The sequence below is a fragment of the Embleya sp. NPDC050493 genome (assembly GCF_044458105.1).
GTDB lineage: Bacteria > Actinomycetota > Actinomycetes > Streptomycetales > Streptomycetaceae > Embleya.
Genome location: NZ_JBITHP010000028.1, coordinates 71630 through 93165, shown reverse-complemented (window position 1 = coordinate 93165; position 21536 = coordinate 71630). Strand labels below are relative to the sequence as shown.

24 protein-coding genes and 1 pseudogene are annotated in these 21536 nt (G+C 70.7%); 13 read left to right on the top strand and 12 right to left on the bottom strand.

Translation table 11 applies throughout. The features are described from left to right. Positions 1–143: 143 nt before the first annotated feature. Positions 144–692, bottom strand: coding sequence for a MarR family winged helix-turn-helix transcriptional regulator (locus ACIBM5_RS37585; protein ID WP_396011211.1), 549 nt, complete (start codon positions 690–692; stop codon positions 144–146). Positions 693–810: 118 nt separating this feature from the next. Between ACIBM5_RS37585 and pip the strand changes: the two genes are divergently transcribed. Beyond that, on the top strand, positions 811–1824 hold the full coding sequence (pip, locus tag ACIBM5_RS37580) for a prolyl aminopeptidase (protein WP_396011210.1): 1014 nt from the start codon (positions 811–813) through the stop codon (positions 1822–1824). Positions 1825–2202: 378 nt separating this feature from the next. Here the strand turns inward: pip and ACIBM5_RS37575 are convergent, their stop codons facing one another. Further along, a complete protein-coding gene (locus ACIBM5_RS37575) occupies positions 2203–3045 on the bottom strand; it encodes an aminoglycoside phosphotransferase (protein WP_396011209.1) in 843 nt (280 codons plus the stop codon). A 475-nt stretch (positions 3046–3520) separates the two neighbouring features. After that, entirely contained in the window at positions 3521–4096 is a 576-nt protein-coding gene (locus tag ACIBM5_RS37570) for a DUF6245 family protein (RefSeq protein WP_396011208.1), read from the bottom strand. A 214-nt stretch (positions 4097–4310) separates the two neighbouring features. On the opposite strand from ACIBM5_RS37570, the gene ACIBM5_RS37565 reads away from it, so the two are divergent. From ACIBM5_RS37565 to ACIBM5_RS37550, 4 genes are all read left to right on the top strand, one after another. Then, positions 4311–4640: a hypothetical protein gene (locus ACIBM5_RS37565; RefSeq protein ID WP_396011207.1), complete on the top strand. Its 330-nt coding sequence runs from the start codon at positions 4311–4313 to the stop codon at positions 4638–4640. A gap of 182 nt (positions 4641–4822) precedes the next feature. Further along, entirely contained in the window at positions 4823–5311 is a 489-nt protein-coding gene (locus ACIBM5_RS37560; protein WP_396011258.1) for a GNAT family N-acetyltransferase, read from the top strand. A gap of 116 nt (positions 5312–5427) precedes the next feature. Further along, on the top strand, positions 5428–5619 hold the full coding sequence (locus tag ACIBM5_RS37555) for a hypothetical protein (protein WP_396011206.1): 192 nt from the start codon (positions 5428–5430) through the stop codon (positions 5617–5619). Positions 5620–5972: 353 nt separating this feature from the next. After that, entirely contained in the window at positions 5973–6761 is a 789-nt protein-coding gene (locus ACIBM5_RS37550; protein ID WP_396011205.1) for a hypothetical protein, read from the top strand. A 314-nt stretch (positions 6762–7075) separates the two neighbouring features. Here the strand turns inward: ACIBM5_RS37550 and ACIBM5_RS37545 are convergent, their stop codons facing one another. Continuing rightward, entirely contained in the window at positions 7076–7630 is a 555-nt protein-coding gene (locus ACIBM5_RS37545; RefSeq protein ID WP_396011204.1) for a hypothetical protein, read from the bottom strand. A 67-nt stretch (positions 7631–7697) separates the two neighbouring features. Then, positions 7698–7814, bottom strand: a pseudogene (locus tag ACIBM5_RS37540) (phosphatase); the annotation flags it as partial. A gap of 178 nt (positions 7815–7992) precedes the next feature. Here ACIBM5_RS37540 and ACIBM5_RS37535 point away from each other — a divergent pair. After that, positions 7993–8928, top strand: a complete 936-nt coding sequence (locus tag ACIBM5_RS37535) for a hypothetical protein (RefSeq protein WP_396011203.1) — start codon at positions 7993–7995, stop codon at positions 8926–8928. A 109-nt stretch (positions 8929–9037) separates the two neighbouring features. Here ACIBM5_RS37535 and ACIBM5_RS37530 read toward each other — a convergent pair whose 3' ends face one another. The 3 genes from ACIBM5_RS37530 to ACIBM5_RS37520 are packed head-to-tail and all read right to left on the bottom strand — an operon-like array spanning position 9038 to position 10604. Beyond that, entirely contained in the window at positions 9038–9781 is a 744-nt protein-coding gene (locus tag ACIBM5_RS37530; RefSeq protein WP_396011202.1) for a methyltransferase domain-containing protein, read from the bottom strand. Further along, positions 9778–10137, bottom strand: coding sequence for an ArsR/SmtB family transcription factor (locus ACIBM5_RS37525; RefSeq protein WP_396011201.1), 360 nt, complete (start codon positions 10135–10137; stop codon positions 9778–9780). Before ACIBM5_RS37525 ends, ACIBM5_RS37530 begins: the two co-directional genes overlap by 4 nt. 59 nt (positions 10138–10196) lie before the next feature. After that, entirely contained in the window at positions 10197–10604 is a 408-nt protein-coding gene (locus ACIBM5_RS37520) for an arsenate reductase ArsC (protein ID WP_396011200.1), read from the bottom strand. Positions 10605–10726: 122 nt separating this feature from the next. On the opposite strand from ACIBM5_RS37520, the gene ACIBM5_RS37515 reads away from it, so the two are divergent. Together ACIBM5_RS37515 and arsB are read left to right on the top strand one after the other, a co-directional pair. Next, entirely contained in the window at positions 10727–11038 is a 312-nt protein-coding gene (locus ACIBM5_RS37515) for an ArsR/SmtB family transcription factor (protein ID WP_396011199.1), read from the top strand. Between the two features lie 46 nt (positions 11039–11084). After that, a complete protein-coding gene (arsB, locus tag ACIBM5_RS37510) occupies positions 11085–12188 on the top strand; it encodes an ACR3 family arsenite efflux transporter (protein ID WP_396011198.1) in 1104 nt (367 codons plus the stop codon). Positions 12189–12350: 162 nt separating this feature from the next. Here arsB and ACIBM5_RS37505 read toward each other — a convergent pair whose 3' ends face one another. Continuing rightward, positions 12351–12707 carry an ArsR/SmtB family transcription factor gene (locus ACIBM5_RS37505; RefSeq protein ID WP_396011197.1) on the bottom strand — a complete coding sequence of 119 codons (357 nt, stop codon included), beginning with the start codon at positions 12705–12707 and terminating at the stop codon, positions 12351–12353. Positions 12708–12829: 122 nt separating this feature from the next. On the opposite strand from ACIBM5_RS37505, the gene ACIBM5_RS37500 reads away from it, so the two are divergent. Together ACIBM5_RS37500 and ACIBM5_RS37495 are read left to right on the top strand one after the other, a co-directional pair. Next, positions 12830–13306 carry an ArsI/CadI family heavy metal resistance metalloenzyme gene (locus ACIBM5_RS37500; RefSeq protein ID WP_396011196.1) on the top strand — a complete coding sequence of 159 codons (477 nt, stop codon included), beginning with the start codon at positions 12830–12832 and terminating at the stop codon, positions 13304–13306. 359 nt (positions 13307–13665) lie between these two features. Then, positions 13666–14448 carry a DUF899 domain-containing protein gene (locus ACIBM5_RS37495; protein ID WP_396011195.1) on the top strand — a complete coding sequence of 261 codons (783 nt, stop codon included), beginning with the start codon at positions 13666–13668 and terminating at the stop codon, positions 14446–14448. 277 nt (positions 14449–14725) lie between these two features. Here ACIBM5_RS37495 and ACIBM5_RS37490 read toward each other — a convergent pair whose 3' ends face one another. Beyond that, on the bottom strand, positions 14726–15700 hold the full coding sequence (locus tag ACIBM5_RS37490; protein ID WP_396011194.1) for an acetylxylan esterase: 975 nt from the start codon (positions 15698–15700) through the stop codon (positions 14726–14728). Between the two features lie 776 nt (positions 15701–16476). Here ACIBM5_RS37490 and ACIBM5_RS37485 point away from each other — a divergent pair. From ACIBM5_RS37485 to ACIBM5_RS37475, 3 genes are all read left to right on the top strand, one after another. Next, positions 16477–17151: a hypothetical protein gene (locus ACIBM5_RS37485; RefSeq protein ID WP_396011193.1), complete on the top strand. Its 675-nt coding sequence runs from the start codon at positions 16477–16479 to the stop codon at positions 17149–17151. Positions 17152–17192: 41 nt separating this feature from the next. Further along, positions 17193–17948 (top strand): class I SAM-dependent methyltransferase, encoded by a 756-nt coding sequence (locus tag ACIBM5_RS37480; RefSeq protein ID WP_396011192.1) that lies wholly within the window; start codon positions 17193–17195, stop codon positions 17946–17948. Positions 17949–18207: 259 nt separating this feature from the next. Next, a complete protein-coding gene (locus ACIBM5_RS37475; RefSeq protein WP_396011191.1) occupies positions 18208–18795 on the top strand; it encodes a GNAT family N-acetyltransferase in 588 nt (195 codons plus the stop codon). On the opposite strand, the gene ACIBM5_RS37470 is transcribed toward ACIBM5_RS37475, so the two are convergent. Both ACIBM5_RS37470 and ACIBM5_RS37465 read right to left on the bottom strand, forming a co-directional pair. Then, positions 18778–20013 (bottom strand): MFS transporter, encoded by a 1236-nt coding sequence (locus ACIBM5_RS37470; RefSeq protein ID WP_396011190.1) that lies wholly within the window; start codon positions 20011–20013, stop codon positions 18778–18780. The genes ACIBM5_RS37475 and ACIBM5_RS37470 overlap by 18 nt on opposite strands. A 266-nt stretch (positions 20014–20279) precedes the next feature. Further along, entirely contained in the window at positions 20280–21299 is a 1020-nt protein-coding gene (locus tag ACIBM5_RS37465) for a helix-turn-helix domain-containing protein (RefSeq protein WP_396011189.1), read from the bottom strand. Positions 21300–21536 lie beyond the last annotated feature (237 nt).

Below are 21536 nucleotides of genomic sequence, written 5' to 3'. Positions count from 1 at the left end.
CGGTGCCGAGCCGTGCCGAGACGGCGATGGCGAGTTGGCCATCGCGGAACGCAACGCCCGGGCACGGACATCGCGCAAGCACCAAGCGCAAGGCGTCCCGGATGCGGTGGCGCAGGCCCGCGACGAGCGGTGGGGCCACACGCTCAGCCCTCCGGAGGGGCTTCCGCCTCGGGTTTCGGCGGCGGCGTAGGGCGGCCGAGGTCGGGAAGCTGCCGGGCGGTCTGCAGTTCGTCGGCGATGCGGTCGCGCATCGGGCGGTGGGCCAGGGCGGTGAGCGCTTCCTCGATCAAGTGGCTCAGTGGATAAGGCAGTTCGGCTTCGAACGCGCGGGCAGCCGCGGTGGTGGCCGCCCATTCGGCGTCCAGAATCGGCAGCAGGCGCTCGGCTTCCGACGTCACCGCGACGATCCGCTGCCTGGCATCGGCGCCGGGGGTGAGCGTGACCAGGCCGGCCTTGACCATGTGCGCCACGGTCTGGCTCGCCGCCGAGTGGGTGACACCGATCGCAGCGGCGAGGTCGCGAATCGAGGCCGGACCCCGGGCGACCAACACTCGGACGACCGGTGTGTAGCGCGGGCGGAACCCGGCCAGACCCAGGTCGGCGTAGACCGAGGCGACATCCCCGTCGAGCAGGTCGAGCAACTGCCGCAGACGGGTACCCAGCAACTCCGGGCCGGGGACGGAGGAGGTCATGCCGAATAATATAACAGCGCTGTTGTAGTTATCGTTGGGTGACCGGTGGCCGCCCCACCCACTCACCTCGCGCTAATCCACCCGACCGGGCAATGCCCTTCCCCGAAAGGACCCACCAATGACCTCCTCGTCCCCGTCCGCATCGCCCCAGCGGCTGCCAGTTCCTCCACATCCTCCGCTTCCTCCGCATCCCCCCATCGAGCCCTACGCCCACGGGATGCTCGACGTCGGCGACGGCAATCACGTGTACTGGGAGACCTGCGGCAATCCGGTCGGCAAACCCGCCCTTGTCGTGCACGGGGGACCGGGATCCGGCTGCTCGACGGGAGTGCGGCAACTGTTCGATCCGCAGCGCTATCGCATCGTGCTCTTCGACCAGCGGGGCTGCGGTCGCAGCACCCCACACGCAAGCGACCCCACCACGGACATGCGCTTCAACACCACCGACCACCTGCTCGCCGACATGGAGCGACTACGCGAACACCTGGGACTGGACAGGTGGTTGCTGTACGGCGGATCCTGGGGCTCGACACTGATCCTGGCGTACGCACAGCGCCATCCCGAACGCGTGTCGGAGATCGTCATCCCGGCCGTCACCACCACCCGCCGCTCCGAAATCGACTGGCTGTACCGCGGCGTCGGCCGCTTCCTGCCCGCCGAATGGGAACGCTTCCGCGACGGTGTCCCACCCTCCGATCGCGACGACCTCGTCGCGGCCTATGCCCGCCTGGTGGAAGACCCGGATCCGGCGATCCGCGAACGCGCCACCAACGCCTGGTGCACCTGGGAGGACGCGGTGGTCGGCACCGAACCGAACGGCCGACCCGACGCCTACTCCGGGCGTCCCCCGGCCGCCCGTGTCGCCCTGGTCCGCATCGTCACCCACTACTTCGCCCACGGCGCCTGGCTCCCCGAAGGCATCCTCCTTGCCAACGCCGACCGCCTCGCCGACATCCCGGGCGCCCTCATCCACGGCCGCCTGGACCTGGGCAGCCCACTCGACACGGCCTGGCACCTGTCCAAAGCCTGGCCCAAGGCCACCCTGACGGTAATACCCGACGCCGGCCACCTCGGCAGTTCCACCATGCGATCCCGAATCCACTCCACCCTCGCCCACTTCGCCACCCGCTGACCCGACTCCGACATCCATCCCACCCCCCACGTCGAACACCACCCGTGGTGCGATCCGGAGTCGAGAGCGGGCGGAGGCGGTAGGCATATCCCCGCAACCGCGGGTGCGATCGGCCTGATGCGCGCACTGGAGGAGCGATCCGGAGCGGGGGTGGGTCGATGTGGGCGGGCCGGGTTCGGGAATCACCCGGGCTTCCCGAGGGTGGCGGCGAGGTGTTGCCGGGCGTGGATCGCGAAGGGCGCTGGGCGGGAGGCGTGTACGCACTACCGCGCCTGCCTCCGGCCGTCGTGGCTGCGAGGGAACCGTTGGTTCGACGACGGGAGTTCGTGGCGCGGGGTCGGCGGTGTTCGAAGATTGTGGGTTCGCGTCGTGGCGGTGTCATGCCCACAGCTCCGCCCATGCGTGGGCGGCGTGGGCGATTTCGGGTGCGCCCCGGACGCCGTCCGTCGCGTACTCCGCCCAGCGCCTTGCCTCGGCCCGGGTGAACATACGTACGGCGTCCGGGGTTGCCGTACGCCAGCCCGGGGTTCGGGACACCCAGGACCGTGCACGTTCGGGAGTGTGGCCGCCGGCGGAGATGAGCCGTAGGCCCCACAGGGCCGGGTCGATCCAGGCCGGGCCGAGGGCGGGCCAAGCCCAGTCGACCAGGCGGGCCCGCACGCCGTCGACCAGGATGTTGCACGCGGCGGGGTCGGTATGCAGCAGGCACGTTCCGGCGAGGAGCGGTTCCTGCGCCGGGTCGCACCAGTAGCCCCAGCGATCCCAGGCACTGGGCAACCGCAGCCCCGGTGCCGGACATTCGACCAACTCCGCCAGCGCGGCAACCACCAGGGGCAGGTCCGGCGATCCGGGCATGTAGTCGGCGTGTCGACCCTCGATCCCCTCGAACGCCAGTAGGTGCCAGCCCGCGACCTCCAGCCGCCACAGTACGCGCGGAGCGCTCGCGGGCAGGAAGGCGTTCACCCGTTCCTCCTGGCCGAGTTCGTCGACCGGCCCCCAGGCCGGGCCCCACCAGCCGAACTCCTCGCCGGAGACGCCACCGACGGGCACGGCGTCGCGCTCGCGCTGGGCCTTGACGAACACGGTTCGCCCGTCGGGGAGGGAAAGCAGCGCCGAGGCACCGCAGTTCGCGCCGCCGACCGTATCCACCGCCGCCGGCTCCGCTCCGAGCCGTCCGCTCACCGCGTCGAGTGCCTCGACGGGAAGCCGATCCCATGCCACCCGGGCGATCGTCACGGTGCCGTGGGCGGCGGACGCTCGGGAGGCGGATGCTCGGGCGGCGCCGGCGGGTTCTTGTCCGGCGACCTCGGCCCGGGCGGACGCCCCGGATTGTCCGGAGTCGACGGCCCACGCGGAGACGTACGCCCCTTTCGCATCATGCCCGCAGCGTATGCCGCGCATCTTCGCCCGGCCAGTGGCTCGTCCCGCGTCTCGGCTGCGCCGCTCGCCGGGCGAGCCGGCTCACGCCCGGGCCGTGCCCCGGGGTTTCGGTCGGCGGCAGCACGGTTCCGCGGTCGGTCGAGGTCATGCCCGAGCCGGTCCTTCCCGACCTGCGGGTGTTCGGCGTCGACGAGTACACGAACACCGGCCGGTTCTCACGGCGCGGTGCCGGCCGACGCCGAGACACGCCGCCGATCGCGCACGCGACGGGGTCCATCACGAGCATGCGGCGGCCCCGGCGTCGTGGCCGACACCCCTACAGGTCGACCGAGTCGAGCATGTTCAGCAGGGCGTCGATGTTGCCGATCGTGTTCTCCAGTGAGACGCGCGCGTCGCGGAGTCGATCCGCCTGCGCGGTGAGGGTGTCCACGTCGCCGGTTGCCGCCGCGTCCCGGCTCGCCGCGACGACGCCGAGCAGCATCTGCACGGCGTCGAAGGCGTGCGCGGCCGCGATGGGAATCGGCCCGGTCTCCGGGTGTTGGGCGGACCGTCGGACCGGCATCGCGGCACGCAGTACCTGCCACTGCATGAACGCGATCATCCGGGCCAGGTCATTCTCGCCCGCGCCGATCACGTGGTACTGCTCGTCCCACGCGCCGATCTTGGCGTCGTCGTCCAGCGGCCGGCTGTCGGCCGACATCGCCTGCCCCTGCACCACCCCGAGCAGTGCGTTGAGCAGCCGTATGCGGTAGACGTCCTCGCCGCCCACGCGGGCGGCCTCCTGGGCGTGTCCGGTCGGGGTGTTCGCGCCGTTGTACGCGCCCAACGCGATCAGCGCGGCCGTGATTTGTTCGACACTCGCCGGGACTGCCTCTGCGGGTTCGTTGTTCATACCCGGCACGTTACCGACCACGTCTGTCGTCGGCTCCGGCGACGCCTCGTCATGCGGCTCCTCATGGACGGCGTGAGCATGCTCCGGCCTCGAGGGACCCGCGGCGTGTGCGGCCGCACACTCGCGCTCACCGAGAACCACGACGTGTGGCACCACCACGACCCCGGACAGGCCCGCCGGCCGGACCTCACGGATTCGCTGGAAGAATCGGTCCATGCAGCGATTCTCCGCGAGCCCCGGCAGTCTGAACGACCCGGTCACGCTCGTCGACGAGCAAGGGATCCGGTGGGTGCTCCACCGCAGGTGTCTGGACGTGCGCGTGGTCCGGCGGCTCGTCAAGGACCGCGCCACGCTGGTCATATGGGGCGACATGGGTGGCATCGGTCCCCGGGCGGTGTCGGAGGCCGAACGCCTCGCGCTCTGGGGTCGGATCAAGGGCGAGTACTCCGGCCCGGGCGGAGCGGGGGCGATGGGGCGCTACGTGGCGCATGAGTTCCGAGCCGAGCCGGGTCGCCGCATGCTCTTCGTCGAGGACCACTGCTGACAGCATCCCGGTGTCATGAGCGGATGGCCACCACGGCGAACACCGGGGCAGCCGTGCCGGCGATCGACGGTGGTGCGGCCGGGGCCGGCCTTGCCGACCGTGGGTGCGGGCGGCTTTTGCAGGCTGCGGATGATGCTCGAAACGGGTTGGCGGGGCGGTCGGTGGCTCGGCATGCTGGGGCGATGTTGATCAGGGAAGCCACCGAGGGTGACTGGGCGGGAATTTGGCCGTTCTTTCACGAGATTGTTGCCGCAGGCGAGACGTTCACCTATCCGCTCGATTTGGGGGCGGAGGAAGCTCGTGGGTGGTGGTGCCTGCCGGCGCCTTCTCGGACCGTGGTTGCGGTGGACGAGGGCGGGGTGGTTCTCGGTACGGCGAAGATGAATCGCAATCACATGGGCAACGGCTCGCATATCGCGAGTGCGAGTTACATGGTCGATCCCGCTCGCTCGGGTCAGGGGGTCGGGCGGGCGCTGTGCGAGTACTCGATCGAGTGGGCTCGTGCGCGGGGGTATCGCGCGATGCAGTTCAATGCAGTGGTCGAGACGAACGTGTATGCGGTGCGGCTGTATCGCGACCTCGGGTTCGAGGTGATCGGTACGTTGCCGGAGGGCTTCAAGCATCCGAAGCATGGCTATGTCGGGCTGCACATCATGCATCTCGCGCTTTGATCCCGATAGGGGCCCTTGACTCGACGTTGCCGTTGCCGTTGCCTTTCGGCGGCGACAGCGGAACCGGAACTGCGGTACGGCGTGTTGGGCTGTGGCGGCGGCCGGTGAACCACGGCATGGAAGAAGCGTTGTGGAGTCGGCTTTCGCGGGACGTGCAGACGGAAGTGGATCGTCTGATCACGTCGGGGCGCAAGGTTCAGGCGCTCGTGTTGATACGTGAGAGTGCCGGTTCGTCGACGCCGGGTATCCACGCGTGCGTCGACCTGTTGCAGTGGCGGTTCGAGAGGCTGGAACGGCTGTCGGACTGAGACGCGGGCGGCACGTCCTCGACGTCGAGTGTCGCGCCGGGTCCGGTGTTTTCGTGGGAGCGGGACGGCCGCGACGCCGAGCCGGGCGCGTGCGTGTTGGACGTGCAGAGCGTGAAGGCCCCCGCCAACACCCCGCCGTAGGTCAGGGCAGAGACGTGCTGTGACGGGAAGCCTTCACCGGACTCGGTGCCCGGCACCGGCTCGGGGGCGGCCCTCACCGCGGCGGTGGGAACCGGGATTCTTCGGGGTGCGTCGGAGTGCCGAGCGGGCCCGAACACCGTCGGGTCGACGCCGACACGGATCCACCCGGGAGCGATGAATTGCGTACACGGCAGTACAGCCTTGGCGTCACGGTGGTAGTCGGGATTCTGTTCGCGGCCGGGTGCGGGAACGACTCGACCTCGACCTCGAACGCGATCGTCGGCACTCCGTCGGCCGTCGGCTCCACCGGTGCCCCCACTGTTTCCCCGGTCGGTGATCCCGGCGAGGACAACACGAAGCTCGACGACACGGCGCTGAAGGCGAGGATCCAGGCGGCGGGCACCGGGATCTCGACCGTGCGTGCCGTCGGGGACATCCGATCCTCGCACCCGAACACGCGTATCGGCTTCGACCTTCGCTACGACCACCGCAGGAAGAACTACGTCGGTTCCATGACGTACGGCGAACATCGGCTGGACCTGCGCCGGGTCGGCCCGGACCTGTACCTCAAGGCCACCGGGAACTACTGGACGGCCTCCGGCAGGCTCGCCGACCCGAACGCCGCGGCCCTGCTCCACGACAAGTACGTCCGGATCAAGGTGAACAACTCGCGTTTCGAGGACGTCACCGAGACCGCGGAGTACGGCAACGTCGCGACGGTCGTCTCGGATTGGAAGTCCGACACGCAACGACGCTCGGAGGAGTCCCTCGGTGGTACGCGAACGATCGTCGTAGCCGTCCCCAACGGCGACGACGGCAACGAATCGCGCCTGTACGTGCCCGCCACGGGCAATCCGGTGCCCGTTCGGCTGACGGATCCGGAGTACGGCACCATCGACTGGTCCGATCTCGGCAAACCGGTCGACGTCACCGCGCCGCCCGCGGCGGACACCGTCGACCTGCCGCCCCTGGCCGCCGAAACCAGGCCCCGCACACACTGATCCGCCGGATCGCGCCCTACGTTCGTGCCGGGCCGCCGGCGGGCGGTGCGCGGGTCGCCGGGGTGCGGGCGAGGCATCGTGCAAAGGTTGTCCCGCAAGTGATCTTCGAGGTGACGCGGATGCGGATGCGGATGCGGTCGCCACTGCGCGAACTCGTCGGCTATCCGGCGAGGCCGAGCTTGCGCAAGGGGGCGCGGGGCAAGGGCCGGCCGGCCACGAACCACCTGCGCAAGCCCGGCATCGGTGCGGTGATCCCAGTCCCGGCGGACCGGTGGGTGAGGCAGTCGGCGCGCCCGCCGATTGCCACCACCGACTCATCGCGCTCTCAACCTGCGGCTTCCGGCTCGGTTCTTCGCGATGTTTCGAATCTTCCTGCTGCTGCCGGACTCGGCGAGCAGGGCGAGTACCGCCGGCGACGTCGACTTCTCGGCGAGGAGGCGCTGCATACGGTCCGCGACCTTCGCCAATTCGACCGATGTCGGCACGTGACCGTCCTCGATGGACAGATAGAACAGCCAGTCGTGGATGCGGCGGCGGATGAACTCGCGGTGGTCCTCCGTCTTGAGATGGTCGATCTCCGGCAGTAGTTCGGCCGACCACCGGCGGAACTCGGCAGGACCGGTCGCTCTCGTCGCGATCCTGTCCACGAGGTCGACCACCGCCGACTTGGACACCATCTCCATGGGGTCGCGCAGGATCGTGGCCACGATCGCGCGGTCTCGGTCGCGGCTCCGGGAGGAAGCGGTCACCAGGACGACGCGTCGGTACGCGGCCGATCGCACGTGCTCGTCCGCGACGGCATCGTCGACGTCCACGTCGATGATGCCGACCCCCGCCAGCAACTCGGCCACATCGGAACGCAATGTCATCGCTTCATCCCTGCTCGCACGGCCGGACTCCACATCGCGAGTAGACCGCGGCCGGGTCGAGTCCTCAGCGCACCGCCCATGTCTCCCAGACTTGGCGCTGGTTGGCCACCGCGTCGATCAACGTCCCATCGACGTCAAAAAGGACATACTTCGCGGAACCCTGCTGCGTAGGTTCGCCGACCATCCCGAGATCATGCCATCAGCCCGGCGGGCCGGCCGTTGCAGGACAGCCCTTGATGATCTGTGACCGGATCGGTTCGTGGTGTCGGTGTGTCGTGCGTCCCGTCGGCAGCGGCCTCCCATGGCGCTAGGCTCCTCCGGGTTGCACCGCCGGGGTGCCGAGGGTCAAAGCGGGGGCATGCGTGGCGACAGCCATCGTGGTGCGCAAGGTATGGCGTCCGGCCTTTGCCGATCTCCGGGGCGCCCGGCGACGTGCCCTGTGGTGGAGTGTCGGGCCGAGCGGCGAGCTCGCGGTCCTGCTGGTCCATCGACGGCACCTGCGGCGGAGTCGCTACGTCAAGGGCTGGATGGGCTGGACCCCGTCCATGCCGTTCGACGGCGTGTTGGTGATACGCAGCGCGGACGGGAGCGTTCGGCGTCGGCGTCTCAAGGACCTCCAGATCCGCCCCAGGCACATCGCCCTCCTGCCAGGCTCTCGGATTCTGCTGGTCGGCGGTCGCACGAGCCACGACGGACAGGGCGTCTGGGCGCCGAACGCGACGGTGTACTCACCCGATGGAGAGCCGGAGCGCGAGTTCTGTATCGGCGACGACATCCCCGTGCTGACGACCGACGCCCGTGGGGTGATCTGGACGGCCTACGGCGACGAAGGCATCTACGGAGGACACCCCGAATCGGCAGCCGGGCTCGCCGGCTGGAATTCCGACGGTCGGGCAACTTGGGTGCCGGAAGGCCGACTTCCCGACACCCCGCTCGAAGGCTGCGCGGCCGCGACCGAACGGGACCATGTGTGGTTGGCCTGGTACTCCGGCACCCGACACGGTGGCACGTTCCTCACCCGGATCACCCCGGCCACCGGAGTCGTGACCAGTTGGCCCAGCCCGGTGACCGCACCGGACGGTATCGCCGTTCACGGCAACCGCATGCTGCTGACCAAACGTGACCACAATCGGCGCTCCACACACATCACCCGCGCCGAACTGACCGGAACCGTATGGGAGACCGTCGAAGAGCGCAGGATCCGAACGCCCGGTCGCGTTGTCCTGGGGTGCGGTCAGGGGCGGGATGGTGTGCTGTGGCTTCGGGCCGGCGATACCTGGGTGGACCTTCACGCCTGAGCGGCGAGGTCGTCGCACTGCCGGGTCATTCCCTTCGGCCGGCGCAACCCGGCAGGTTGCCGTGCCGTATCGGGGAGTCGGTGCGGCCGGCGCGGGTACGGGGGTGGGCTCAGGCCGGGTGGGGGTGTGGGCGGTGGGCCCGGACGATTGCGGCGTGGATGCCCGGGGCGGCCTCGTGGGTGGGGGTGACGGTGATCTCCCTCAGGCCGGCCGCGCGGAGCATCGCGGTGTAGGTGGTCGCGGTGATGGCGCCGGCGAGGCAGCCGGTCGGGTCGGCCGGGTTCGAGCGGGCGTCGGGTTCGGTGTCGGCGATCAGGTCGCTGACGCCGAGTCGACCGCCGGGCCGCAGGACGCGGGTGATCTCGGCGAACACCCTCGGTTTGTCGGGGGACAGGGTGATGACGCAGTTGGAGAGGACGACGTCCACGGACGCGTCGGGCAGGGGGATGTCCTCGATGCGACCGCGCAGGAACTCGACGTTGTCGGCGCCTGCTTCGGCCGCGTGGCGGCGGGCGAGGTCGAGCATTTCGTCGGTGATGTCCAAGCCGATGGCGCGGCCGGTGGGGCCGACCCGGCGGGCGGAGAGCAGGACGTCCAGGCCCGCGCCGGAGCCCAGGTCCAGGACGGTCTCGCCCTCGTGCAGGTCGGCGACGGCGAGCGGATTGCCGCAGCCCAGGCTCGCGGCGACGGCGCCCGCGGGTACGTCCGTGGTGTCGTCGTAGAGGGCGGGGCCGAAACGGTCCGTGTCGCACGGGTCGGTGAGGTGTTCCCCGGCGGCGGCTCGGCGGGCGGCGGCGGTGTAGCGATCGTGGATGGCGTCCGGGGAGAGGTCGACCGGGAGGCTGTCGCTCATGGTGTCTCCTCGCACGGTGTGGCGGCCGGGTCCGGCACGGGGTTGCCCATGACGGCGTCGGCGGCGGTGGGGAAGCAGGACAGGCACGCGGCGTTGACCCGGTAGTACACGGATGTGCCGCGTTTGTCGGTGAGGACGAACCGCACCTCGGCGAGTTGCTTGAGGTGATGCGAGACGGTGGACTGGCCGACCTCGGAGCGTTCGACGATCTCGCCGACGCTCATCGGCCGGCGCTCGACGGCCAGGAGGTTGAGCAGGCGCACCCGGGTGGGGTCGGCGAGTGCCTTGAACCAGGTCGCGTAGGTCGTCGCGGTATCGGCATCCAGGGTCCGAGGGTGCGGCACGTTTTCATTCATCGACAATCGACGATAGTCGATGGATGGGCTGGTACGGAAGGGCCGCGGCGCCCGGGCGGTCAGCCGGTGGGCAGCAGTTCGTCGACGAGTGCGCGGACGCGGCGTTCGATCTCGTCGCGGATCGGGCGTACGGCCTCGACGCCCCGGCCGGCGGGGTCGTCGAGGGCCCAGTCGAGGTATTGCTTGCCGGGGAAGACCGGGCAGGCATCGCCGCAGCCCATGGTGATCACCACGTCGGACGCCCGCACCGCGTCGGGGGTCAGCATCTTCGGCGTCGCGGCGGAGATGTCGATGCCGACCTCGTTCATGGCCTCGACGGCGGCCGGATTGACCCGCTCGCCGGGGATCGAGCCGGCGGAGCGGACCTCGACGCGGCCGGCGCCGAGGTGTTCGAGAAAGCCGGCGGCCATCTGGGAGCGGCCGGCGTTGTGGACACAGACGAACAGCACGGACGGCTTCTCGACCACGGGGAGATCCTTCCGGGGACGTGCCGCCGACGCGTGGCGCGGCCGGCGGGGAGCGGCGGGACGGCAGGGAGCGGCGGGGGCGGGGTTCGCTCCGGCGCCCGGTGCCGGTAACGTATCAGCCCATGATGATGTCAGTCGATGCTGATGTATTGAGAGCGTTGGCGGACCCGCTGCGGCTGCGGATCGTGACGCTGCTGGCGGGCGAGTCGCTGTGCGTGTGCCACCTGATCGAGGAGACCGGCGCCAAACAGACGAATCTGTCCAACCACCTCAAGGTGCTGCGCGAGGCCGGCCTTGTCGACACCGAGCCGTGCGGACGATTCGTCTACTACCGGCTCAGGCCCGAGGGCATCGGCGCCGTCGCCGCCGCCCTGGGCGAACTCGCCGACACCGCACGCGACACCGTCGCCAACGCCCGGAAGAGGCCCTGCTGATGACCGCCACCGACAACCGGCCGCGTGCGCCGTACCGGCCCGTCCGATGACCGCCACCGACAACCGGTCGGGCACGCCCGAGGGGGCCGTCGCGGTCGCCGGCAAGCTCTCCGGCCTCGACCGGTACCTGCCCGTGTGGATCGGCCTGGCGATGGCGATCGGCATCGGCCTGGGCAAGGCCGTCCCCGGCATGGACGACGTGCTGGCCGAGGTCGAGGTCGGCGGGATCTCGCTGCCGATCGCCCTGGGGCTGCTGCTGATGATGTACCCGGTCCTGGCGAAGGTGCGTTACGACCGGCTCGACACCGTCACCGGCGACCGCAGGCTCATGGCGTCGTCGCTCGTGGTGAACTGGATCGTCGGCCCGGCGGTCATGTTCGCCCTGGCCTGGATCTTCCTGGCCGACCTGCCCGAGTACCGCACCGGGTTGATCATCGTCGGCCTCGCGCGATGCATCGCCATGGTGATCATCTGGAACGACCTCGCGTGCGGTGACCGCGAGGCCGCCGCAGTCCTGGTCGCGCTCAACTCGGTCTTCCAGGTCGTCATGTTCGGCGTGCTGGGTTGGTTCTACCTCGACGTGCTTCCCGGCCGGCTCGGACTCGGCGACGGCGAACACCTGGACGTGTCGTTCCGAAGAATCGCCCTCAACGTGATCGTCTTCCTCGGCATCCCGCTCCTGGCCGGGTACCTGACCCGTCGTCAGGGCGAACGGGCGAAGGGCCGCGACTGGTACGAGAACAGGTTCCTCCCGAGGATCGGACCGGTCGCCCTGTACGGGCTGTTGTTCACGATCGTGGTCCTGTTCGCCCTGCAGGGCGACACCATCACCGACGAGCCCGGGGACGTGGCGCGGATCGCGCTGCCCCTGCTCGTGTACTTCGCCGTGATGTGGTTCGGCTCGTACGCCATCGGGCGCGGCATCGGCCTCCCGTACGACCGCACCGCGACGCTGGCGTTCACCGCGGCGGGCAACAACTTCGAGCTGGCCATCGCGGTGGCCATCGGCACCTTCGGCGTCACCTCCGGACAGGCCCTGGCCGGCGTGGTGGGGCCGCTGATCGAGGTGCCCGTCCTGGTCGCGCTGGTCTACGTCTCCCTGGCGCTGGGGCGCCGCGCGCGGCGGGACCAGGCACCGGCGGCCAGGTGACCGGTCGGACGCGACGGCTGGTCGTACGCGACTGCGGTCGGTTGCAACGGCCGGTCGTACGGACGCGGTGGCCGGTCGCACGCAGCTGCGGCCTGCGGCCGTAACATCCGGCCCGGCCGCAACCGCAGTCGCCCGCGACGGCCGGTCGCACGTGCCCGCCGGTCAGGCGTCCGTGGCCAGCAGCGCGGACAGTGCGGACGTGGTCCCGGCGACGGGCCGGTAGTACACCCATGTCCCGCGCCGCTCGCCGGTGATCAGCCCGGCCTCGCGCAGCTTCTTCAGATGGTGGCTGACCGTGGGCTGGGAGACCCCGACGTCGAGGATGTCGCACACGCACACCTCGTCCCCGCCGCGTGAGGCGATCATCGAGAACAACCGCAATCGGACCGGGTCGCCCAGTGCCTTGAACATCGCGGCATACCGCTCGGCCGCCGATGCGGCCAGCGGCTCGCGCGCCACCGGAGGGCAGCACGGCGCCGCGCTTGGTCCGACCGTCTCGACCGCCATCTGATTCGACATACGTCGATATTGACAGATGTCGATCCAGGAGCCAAGCTCTTCTGTATCGACAACCGTCGAAGCAGGGGTGCGGCCTCTCGCCGCGCATCCCCGTGACCGGCCCCATGCCCGGAGGTATCACCATGTCCCGCGCCCAACTCGCCCTGCGCGTCGGCGACCTCGACGCCTCGATCGCCTTCTACACCAAGCTCTTCGGTACCGAGCCCGCCAAGCTCCGCGAGGGCTACGCCAACTTCGCCATCGCCACCCCGCCCCTCAAGCTCGTCCTGATCCAGGGCGAAGCCGGTCAGGACACCGTCATGGACCACCTCGGCGTCGAGGTCGAGACCACCGACGAGGTCGACGCCGCCACCACCCGGCTGAGCGAGTCCGGCCTGATCACCCTGGAGGAGAACGACACCTCCTGCTGCTACGCCGTGCAGGACAAGGTGTGGGTGCACGGCCCCGGGAACGAGCCGTGGGAGGTCTACGTCGTCAAGGGCGACGCCGACACCCTGACCAAGGACACCGACAGCGCCTGCTGCCTCCCCGCCGGCACCGATTCCGGCGTGCCCGTCGCCGCGGGCGCCGGCGAATCGGCGGGCGGCTGCTGCGGCTGAGCCGCCGCACCGAAGGGCCCCGTTCGGGATCCCTGACCCGACCGGGGCCCTTGGCCGTGCCCGCTTGCCGTCGGCACGTCGGTGCGTCGGTGCGTCGGCGTCACCCGGAACCCGCGGGGTGGGAAGCGCGCCGACCCGTGCATCCGCAAGATCCGGGTCGACGCCGGCTACCGCCGACATCGCGTCGAGTGCGCCGCCATCCTCGGCATCGAGAGCGCGTCCGTGCGCCCGGCGGCGCGACGCCGATGAGTTTCGGGCGGGTCGGGAGTCTCTTCCGGTGACCGTTGCAGGAAGACGTCGACCGGGCGGCTGTAGGACGTCGGACGACGCCACCGGCACGAGACACCACGGAGGACACCATGACGAACACGCCGAGTGATCCGGCCGCCGCGCTGCCGGGCCGCCCGCCCATCGTCGATCCGGCCACCTGGCAGGCCGCCCGTGACGAGCTGCTGGCCCGGGAGAAGGCCCACACCCGCGAAGGCGACGCCCTGGCCGCGGCCCGGCGCCGGCTTCCGATGGTGGAGTTCGACGGGACGGTCGAGGTGGTCGGACCCGACGGCCCGGTCCCGTTCCTGGACCTGTTCCAGGGCCGCGACGAACTCGTGGTCTACAAGCACATGTGGTACGACGGCGCACCGCACCAGGGGCAGTGCGAGGGCTGCACCATGGTGGCCTGGCACCTGAAGGACGCCGTCTACCTCGCCGCCCGCGGCGTCTCGTTCGCGATCCTGACCACGGGTCGCTGGGACGAGGTGGCCTCGTACGTCGAGTTCATGGGCTACACCCAGCCCTGGTACTCGGTTCGCGACGTGGAGGGGCCGGTCGGCGGCCCGATGGGTTTCATCACCGGTTTCCTGCGCGACGGCGACCGTGCCTTCCTCACCTATTCCACGACGGGCCGTGGCAACGAGCCGGTCACCGGGTCCTTCGGCCTGCTCGACATCACGCCCTACGGCCGCGGCGAGGCGTGGGAGGACAACCCCGAGGACCGGCCCGAGGGGCACAGCCCGTGCTGGTACTGGCGTTCGGACCACGAGGGGAACGCCGGCTGGGGCCCGACCAGCCGCCCGGTGCCGCAGTGGACCCGCCCCGACGCGACCCCCGTGGAGACCCTCGGCCGACACGGCCCCCACCGCTGAGGCGATGATTCGAACCGCAGCCGCCACCCGGCGGTTCGGCAACCGCCTGGCCCGCCTACCCGCCCCCTCGGCGACCCACCCCCCGCCCACTAGGCGATCCGGTTCGCGGACGTTCTTCGACGTGGTGCGGGGTCGGGACGCCGTCGGTCCGGGGGTGGTTCGCTGGTTGCTTCCCCGGTTCGGCCTCCGGTGGCGAAAGCGGTGTGGCCGGGCCGGCCCGGTGGCGGGACGGGGGACGTGACGCGGCCCGGATTTCGATGGCGTGCCCGACCGGTGGTCAGGCGTTGAAGGCGGTGTGGAGGTAGGTAAGGCGTACCCCGTCCTGGAAGGCGCCGCCGCCTTCGTGGTCGTTGAAGGGGTAGACCTCGATCCGCTTGGCCCCCGGGTAGCGGTGGTAGGCGGTGAACACCGTGGACGGCGGGCAGGTGGTGTCCATCAGCGCCACGCTGAACAACGCCGGTGCGGTTGCGCGGGTGACATGGTTGACCGCGTCGAAGTAGCCCAGGGTGCGGAACACTTGATCGGTGTGGTCACGGTGGGCCGCGAGGTAGCGGGCGAGTTCGCCGTACGGGCCGGTCGCGGCGATGTCGGCGCCCCGCCGGAAGTGGCACAGGAACGGGACTTCGGCCACCACCGCGGTCAGGTCGGGGACCAGGCCGGAAGCGGCGAGTGCGATGCCGCCGCCCTGACTCTCGCCGACCATCGCGATCCTGGTCGGATCGATGGCCGGGTGGCTGCGGGCCGTGGCGACGGCGCGTACCGCGTCGACGAACACCCGGCGGTAGTAGTACAGGTCCGGGTCGGTGATGCCACGGGTCATGAAACCCGGATGGGTGGAGCCGCTGCCCGCCGGCGCGTCGTCGCCGGTGTCGCCGCTGCGCCAAACGCCGCCCTGACCGCGTACATCCACCACGAGGTAGGCGAACCCGGCCGCGACGTAGAGGAGTTGCTCGTGAGGCAGACCACGTCCGCCGCCGTAGCCCGGGAATTCGACGACGCACGGGAGCGGGCCGGTTCGACGGGTGGGCAGGAGCAGCCAGGCGTGTACGCGCTGACCGGCGTATCCCGCGAAGGACACGTCGTACACGTCCACCTCGGTCAGCGGGCCGGACTCGGGTGTGAAGGTCGGGTCGAGGGGGTGCATGTCGGCCTCGGCGAGCGTGCGGGCCCAGAAGGCGTCGAAGTCGTCCGGTCGCGGTATCACCGGGCGGAAATCTTCCAGGTCGGTCAAGGGCAGGTCGCTCAAGGGCATGCCGGGGTCCTCATTCCTTGTTCCTCGTCGAGTGCGGCGGCCGGTACGTCGCCCGCCAATTCTCCGGGCGACGGGATCGGGATGATCATGGGGGCTGCACGGGCCGTGCGCCGCGGGCCTGGCCGTGGGCGGCGCGGCCGTGGCGGTGGCCCGCGCAGGCCAGGCTGTGCGGGCGACGCCGGGCAGGGGCGGGCCGGATCGCGCGGGCGGACATGCGGCCAGGGGCGTTGGCGTCGATGCCGGCTCGGCCGAGCACCGCCCCCTTGACGCCCGTCCCTCGGATCGACCAGCGCCGAGGGCACCCCCTCACCGCGACATCCCTTACTCGAACCCTGAGGTGCAACTCCCGGCACGATCGGCGATCCCCGCCCCGAGGACGACGTGGAACCGCGCGTGGCGCTGCCCGTACTCACCGGTCGCCGGCGTTGCCCCAGATCGGTTCGGTAGACCCTTGCAACGTACGGGCCGCACCCGGGGACCGGGCTGTTTACGGGGCCGGAGCGAACAGGCGGTCGCGCCGCGGGCGTTCCGGGGCGAGGGAGGGACGGCCGGTCGGTGGGTGCTGATCCCGGGGACGTAGGTGACGCTCGGGGTAGGAGCGAGGGCGTACTTTTGTCACCCCCTCAGTGCGTCGTCGGGAGTAGTACCCCTAGGGGCGGGTCCTCCCCAAGCAGTAACGGCAGTACCTACACACGACTGATTCCCTGCCCCTTGATCGCCCCTAGATTTAAGGAGCCGAAGACGAGGATCAGTCGAAGAAGACGACCGGGGGACCCATGAACGCCGCAACCAAGTCGGGGACAGTAGCCGCGTTCATGCGTTTCGTCTTCTTCGGTGGTGGCACCGGGCTGGCGTCGAGCGCGGTGCTCGTGGCCCTGTCCGGTCACATGTCCATCGTCGTCGCCAACGCCGTGGTGACCGTGGTCTTCACGCTGCTGGCCACCGAGTTGCACAGCCGGTTCACCTTCGGCGCGGGTCGGGCCCGCGGTCGGGTCCACCTGCAGTCGGCGTTCTCGGCGGGGGTCTCCTACCTGTTCACCACCGGCGCGATGCTGACGCTGCACGCGCTGCAGTCCGCTCCGGGGGTGCTCAAGGAGCAGGCGGTCTACCTGACGGCCTCCGGTGCCGCGGGGATCGCCCGGTTCCTGTTCCTGCGGTTCGTGGTGACGCCCAAGGCGGTCACAGTGACGGTCGTTCCGGCGGTCGTGAGCGCGGGCGTCGACACGCCGACCGTGGAGCCGACGGTTGTTGCCGGTACGGCTGCCGCCGCCGCTGTCGCGACCGACGCGCCGACGTCGACCCGGATTCCGGCCCCGATGCCGATCCTGATGCCGATCCCGACCCCCGTGCCCGTGGTCGTGCCGACCTGGATGCCCGCCACCACCGTTGCGCTCCCGACGAGCGGGGAGCAGGCCGTGCTCACCCGCGCCTCGCTCGTCGCCACCGCGTAGGTCTCGAAGTTTTGCTGGAACGTTCGAACGGGAGTCCCGGTATGACCAGCGCCGCCGCCGACCACTACGAGCGGCTACTCGCCGAGAACTACACCTGGATGTTGGGCGGCGAATTGGCGCCGATCGTCGCCGAGCAGACCGAGTTGCTCGCCGAACTGGGTATCGCGCCGACGGAGACATCCGCGATCTCGGTGGACCTGGGGTGTGGGCCGGGCAATCAGAGTCTGGCGCTGGCGGGCCTGGGCTTCACCCGGGTCTTCGGGGTCGACACCAGTCGCATCCTGCTCGCCGAACTCGCCGAACACGTGGCCGGATTGCCGGCGATCGAGCCGGTCCACGAGGACATCCGCACCGTACTGCCCGGGCTCACCGCGCCGGGCGAGGTCGCAGCCGTCGTATGCATGGGCGACACCCTCACCCACCTGTCCTCGAAGGATGACGTGACGGCGCTGCTCGGCGACATTGCGAAGGCCCTCGCGCCCGGCGGTCGGCTCGTCGTCACGTATCGGGATCTGACCGAAACGCTGCACGGAATAGACCGATTCATCCCGGTCCGGAGCACCGACAACCGGGTGCTCACGTGCTTCCTGGAGTATCCGGACGACGACACCGTCCTCGTATACGACCTCCTGCACGTCCACGACGGCACCGCTTGGACCCAGCACGTCGGCAGCTACTCCAAGCTCCGGATCGCCCCGACCTGGCTCGCCGACCGCTGTCGCGCGGTCGGCCTGACCCTCGAACGCAACGAACCCGGACGGCGCGGCATGCAGGTGCTGGTGGCGCGCAAGGAGTGACGGACGACGCTTGTTCGCCGTTGAGGGGCCCGACACACCCTGGTACGCCGTGCTCGGGCGCGCAGGGGGTCGCTCGGGCAGCCGGGCGCCCGGGGCCGGGCAGCCGAGTGGCCGAGCTGCCGAGTGAGCCGGTGCTCTGTGACCGGGTAGTACCGGAGTACGGGGTCCCGGGTGCCGCCGCCCGAGCACGCGCGGCGGCGGGAGCCGGGCCCGAAATTCGCATGCGGCCCGGTACTTCGCCGTGATAGCCCAGACCCCCATGGGAGACCTCGAAACCACACGGCTCGTGCTGCATCCGCTGACGGTCGCGGAGACGGAGCGGGTGGTGGCCGGTACGCCGGCCGACGACGCGCACTGGGCGTCCGGCTATCCGACGCAGGGCGACGTCGCCGGAGGTCGGCGGTTTCTCGACACCTGTGCGAGCAGCGGTGATCCGGGGCCGTTCGGCAACTACGAGATCCGCCGCCGCGCCGACGGACGGGCGATCGGTGGGCTCGGCTTTCACGGAGCACCCGATGCGAGCGGTACCGTCACCATCGGCTACGGCCTGATCCCGGCGGCCCGGGGCCACGGCTACGCGACCGAGGCCCTGCGCGAACTCCTGCGCTTCGCCTGGGAGGCGGGCGTCTCCCGGGTAAAGGGCGACACCGCGCACGACAACATCGCCTCCCAACACGTGATGACGGCAGTCGGCATGCGGCTGACCAAGGAGGACGCCGACCTCAAGCACTACGCGATCAACTGGCCGGAAGCGGAAGCGGAACCGGACACAGAACCGGACACAGAACCGGACACAGAACCGGACACAGAACCGGAAACAACGTGTCCCCTACGCCGGCCGCAGTAGACCGCGCATCGGTCCGTTGAGCAGGCCCGCGACGCCCGCGGCCCCGATCGCGGCGGCGCACACAGCGGTTGCGGTCGTCGGGCCGGTGCCGTCGGCGAGTGCGCCCAGGGCGTTGTTGGCCAGGAGCAGTGCCGCGCTCTGGACGAGGGTGAGCAGTGCCTGCATCCGGGACAGATGGGTGTCGGGAACGCCGGTCAGGACCAAGGGGCCGATGTGGCAGGCGAACATCCCGGAGCCGACGCCGACGACGATGCCCGCGATCGCCCCGACCACGACGGTCGGGGCGAAGGCGACTCCGGCGATCCCGACCGCGGCGACACACAACCCCGCGGCCGCGCCCACGCCGATGCGCTGCATCTGGCCCCGGCGGGTGACCAGCAGCGCCACCGCGATCATCCCCAGACTCTGGCCGCCGGCCACCAGCCCGGCGGCGCCCGCGTCCCACCCGTGGCGGCGCGCCAGCAACGGGTTCAACAGGGACACCACGGGCAGCAGGAATCCGGCCGCGACGGCGGTCATCAGCAGTGCGGGGCGCAGGACGGGGTCGGCGAAGGCGAGCTTGACCCCGGCGACGGCTCCGGTCGTCAGGCGCTCGTCCCGGGAGGCGCGTTCGACGTCGAAGGCGGGCCGGATGCAGACCAGTACGACCAGGACCACCGCGAAGGTTCCCGCGTCGAGGAGGGCCGCGCCGGCCGGTCCGCCGGAGGCGATGAGTACGGCCCCCAGCGGCGCGCCGAGCAGCGCGGCGATCTGACCACCGGCCTGACGCATGGCCAAGGCCCGGGGGAGTTGCGCCGGACCGACCAACCGGCGCGGCATCGAGCCGGTGGCCGGCAGATGGAACGCGTCGACCACGCCGATCAGCGCGGCGATCGTGACGAGCAGCCAGACGGGCGTGCCCAACCGGTAGGCCGCGATCGCGAGTCCGAGCGTGACCACGAGCATCGCGGCGTCGCCGACGATCTGTACGCGACGCGCGCCGAACCGGTCGCCGACCGCACCGCCGAGCAGCAGGAGCAGGGTGCGTGGCAGCGTCACGGCGGTGAGGACCAGTGCCGCGGTGCGGCCGCCGTGTGCGGCTGCGGCCCAGCCGAGGGCGAAGTACAGGGCGGCGTCGCCCAGCAGCGAGGCCTGGGTGCCGGCGAGCCAGACCAGGTACGTGCGGGGGAGCCGGGCCGGGCGGGTGGCCACGGGGTCGTCGATACCGAGTGCTGCCATGGCGGTCGACCCTACGGGCCGCGGACGACATCGCGACCGTCGGCCGCGCGCCGTGGTGGCGACGGTTGCGGTGGTCGCCTCGGGCGGGCTTGCGTCCGTTGTGGGGTGGGTCCCCGGGGGCGCGATGCGCCGATGCCACGGGAGCGGCTCGGCCGAGGCGCTGTTGTTCGGCGGCCGTCGTACGTGGCAGAACGTGGCCGGGACGTGCCGACGGCGGCGACCTGTTGGTGAATCGAACGCCGGTGGGGAAGGATCACCTTCCCGGGCTACGGGCGGGAGGCTGTGGCGCGGCGGTAGGCGTCGGGGGTTTGGCCGGTCCAGCGCTGGAAGGCGCGGCGTAGGGCGCGGGCGTCGGTGTAGCCGAGTCGACCGGCTATGGATTGGATCGGCAGGTCGGTCTCGCGCAGGAGGGTGCCGGCGCGTTCGTGGCGGACGGATTCGATCTCGTCGCGCCAGGTGGTCTCCAGGTCGCTCAGTCGCCGCTGCAGGGTGCGCGGGCTCATCGCCATGCGTTGGGCGACCAGTTCGAGGCTGAGTTCCTCACCCAGGGCGTGGGCGACCTCGGACCGGAACCTGCCGTGCCAGCCCGATGCGGGGCGGGCGTTCTCCAGCACGTTGTCCGCGTAGCGGCGCAGGATCAGGCCGAGTTCGTCGTCCGGGCCGGCCGGGCGCGGCGGCCCGGCGTCCAGATCGAGGAAGGTCATCGAGTTCGCCCGGGTGCCGAAGTCGATGGACCGGGTGCCGAAGGCCTCGATCAGGTGCCGATGGTCCTTCGGGGCCTCGTGTGCGAGGGCGACGTGGACCGGGACCACCCCCGGTCCACGTGCGTCCCGGGCCCGCTTGAGCATGAGTGCCATGGCGAACTCGTCGATGGCGGTCACCGCGGCCGGCGAGTAGAGCGCGATGCCGTAGGTGATGGTCAGCCGCCGATCGTCTTCGATCACCGTCATCTCGACGCCCGGGTCGGTCATGGTCGGCAGGTAGCGGGCCGCGTCGCGGCAGCCTTCGGCGAACGTCCCGGCGGTGGTGAACAGGTAGTCCCAGACGTGCAGCCGCCCGCGCGCGGCCGTCTCCGCGGCCCGGACGCCCGCACCCGTCGGGTTGCTGTGCGCGATCAGTTCCCACATCCGGATCAGGGTCGCGGTGGGCACGCGCAACAGCGGATCCGCCAGGGTCTCGGGTTCCAGGCCCGGCAGGTACGCGAGTTCACTGTGGGCCACCCCGGCCCGGAGCGCGGCATCTCGCACAACGTGTGCCATGTGCGAGGAAACCGTGTAGTCGATCACGGGCGGAGCATATCCGGACGGTCAAGCGCAATACAGATACGGGAGGTGTCGTGGATGGTCCCCTTCTCGGCGTGAAGTGTCCCTCCGGTTCGGCGTGAAGTGCCCCCGGTTTCGGCGGCCGGGAACGACTCGGCGGGGGGGGGGGGGGGGGGCGCGCGGGGCGCGGGGGGGCCCCCCCCGCCGGGGGGGGGCGGGGGCGGCGGGGGGCGTAAAAAAACTGCTTGGAGGTGGTGAGTG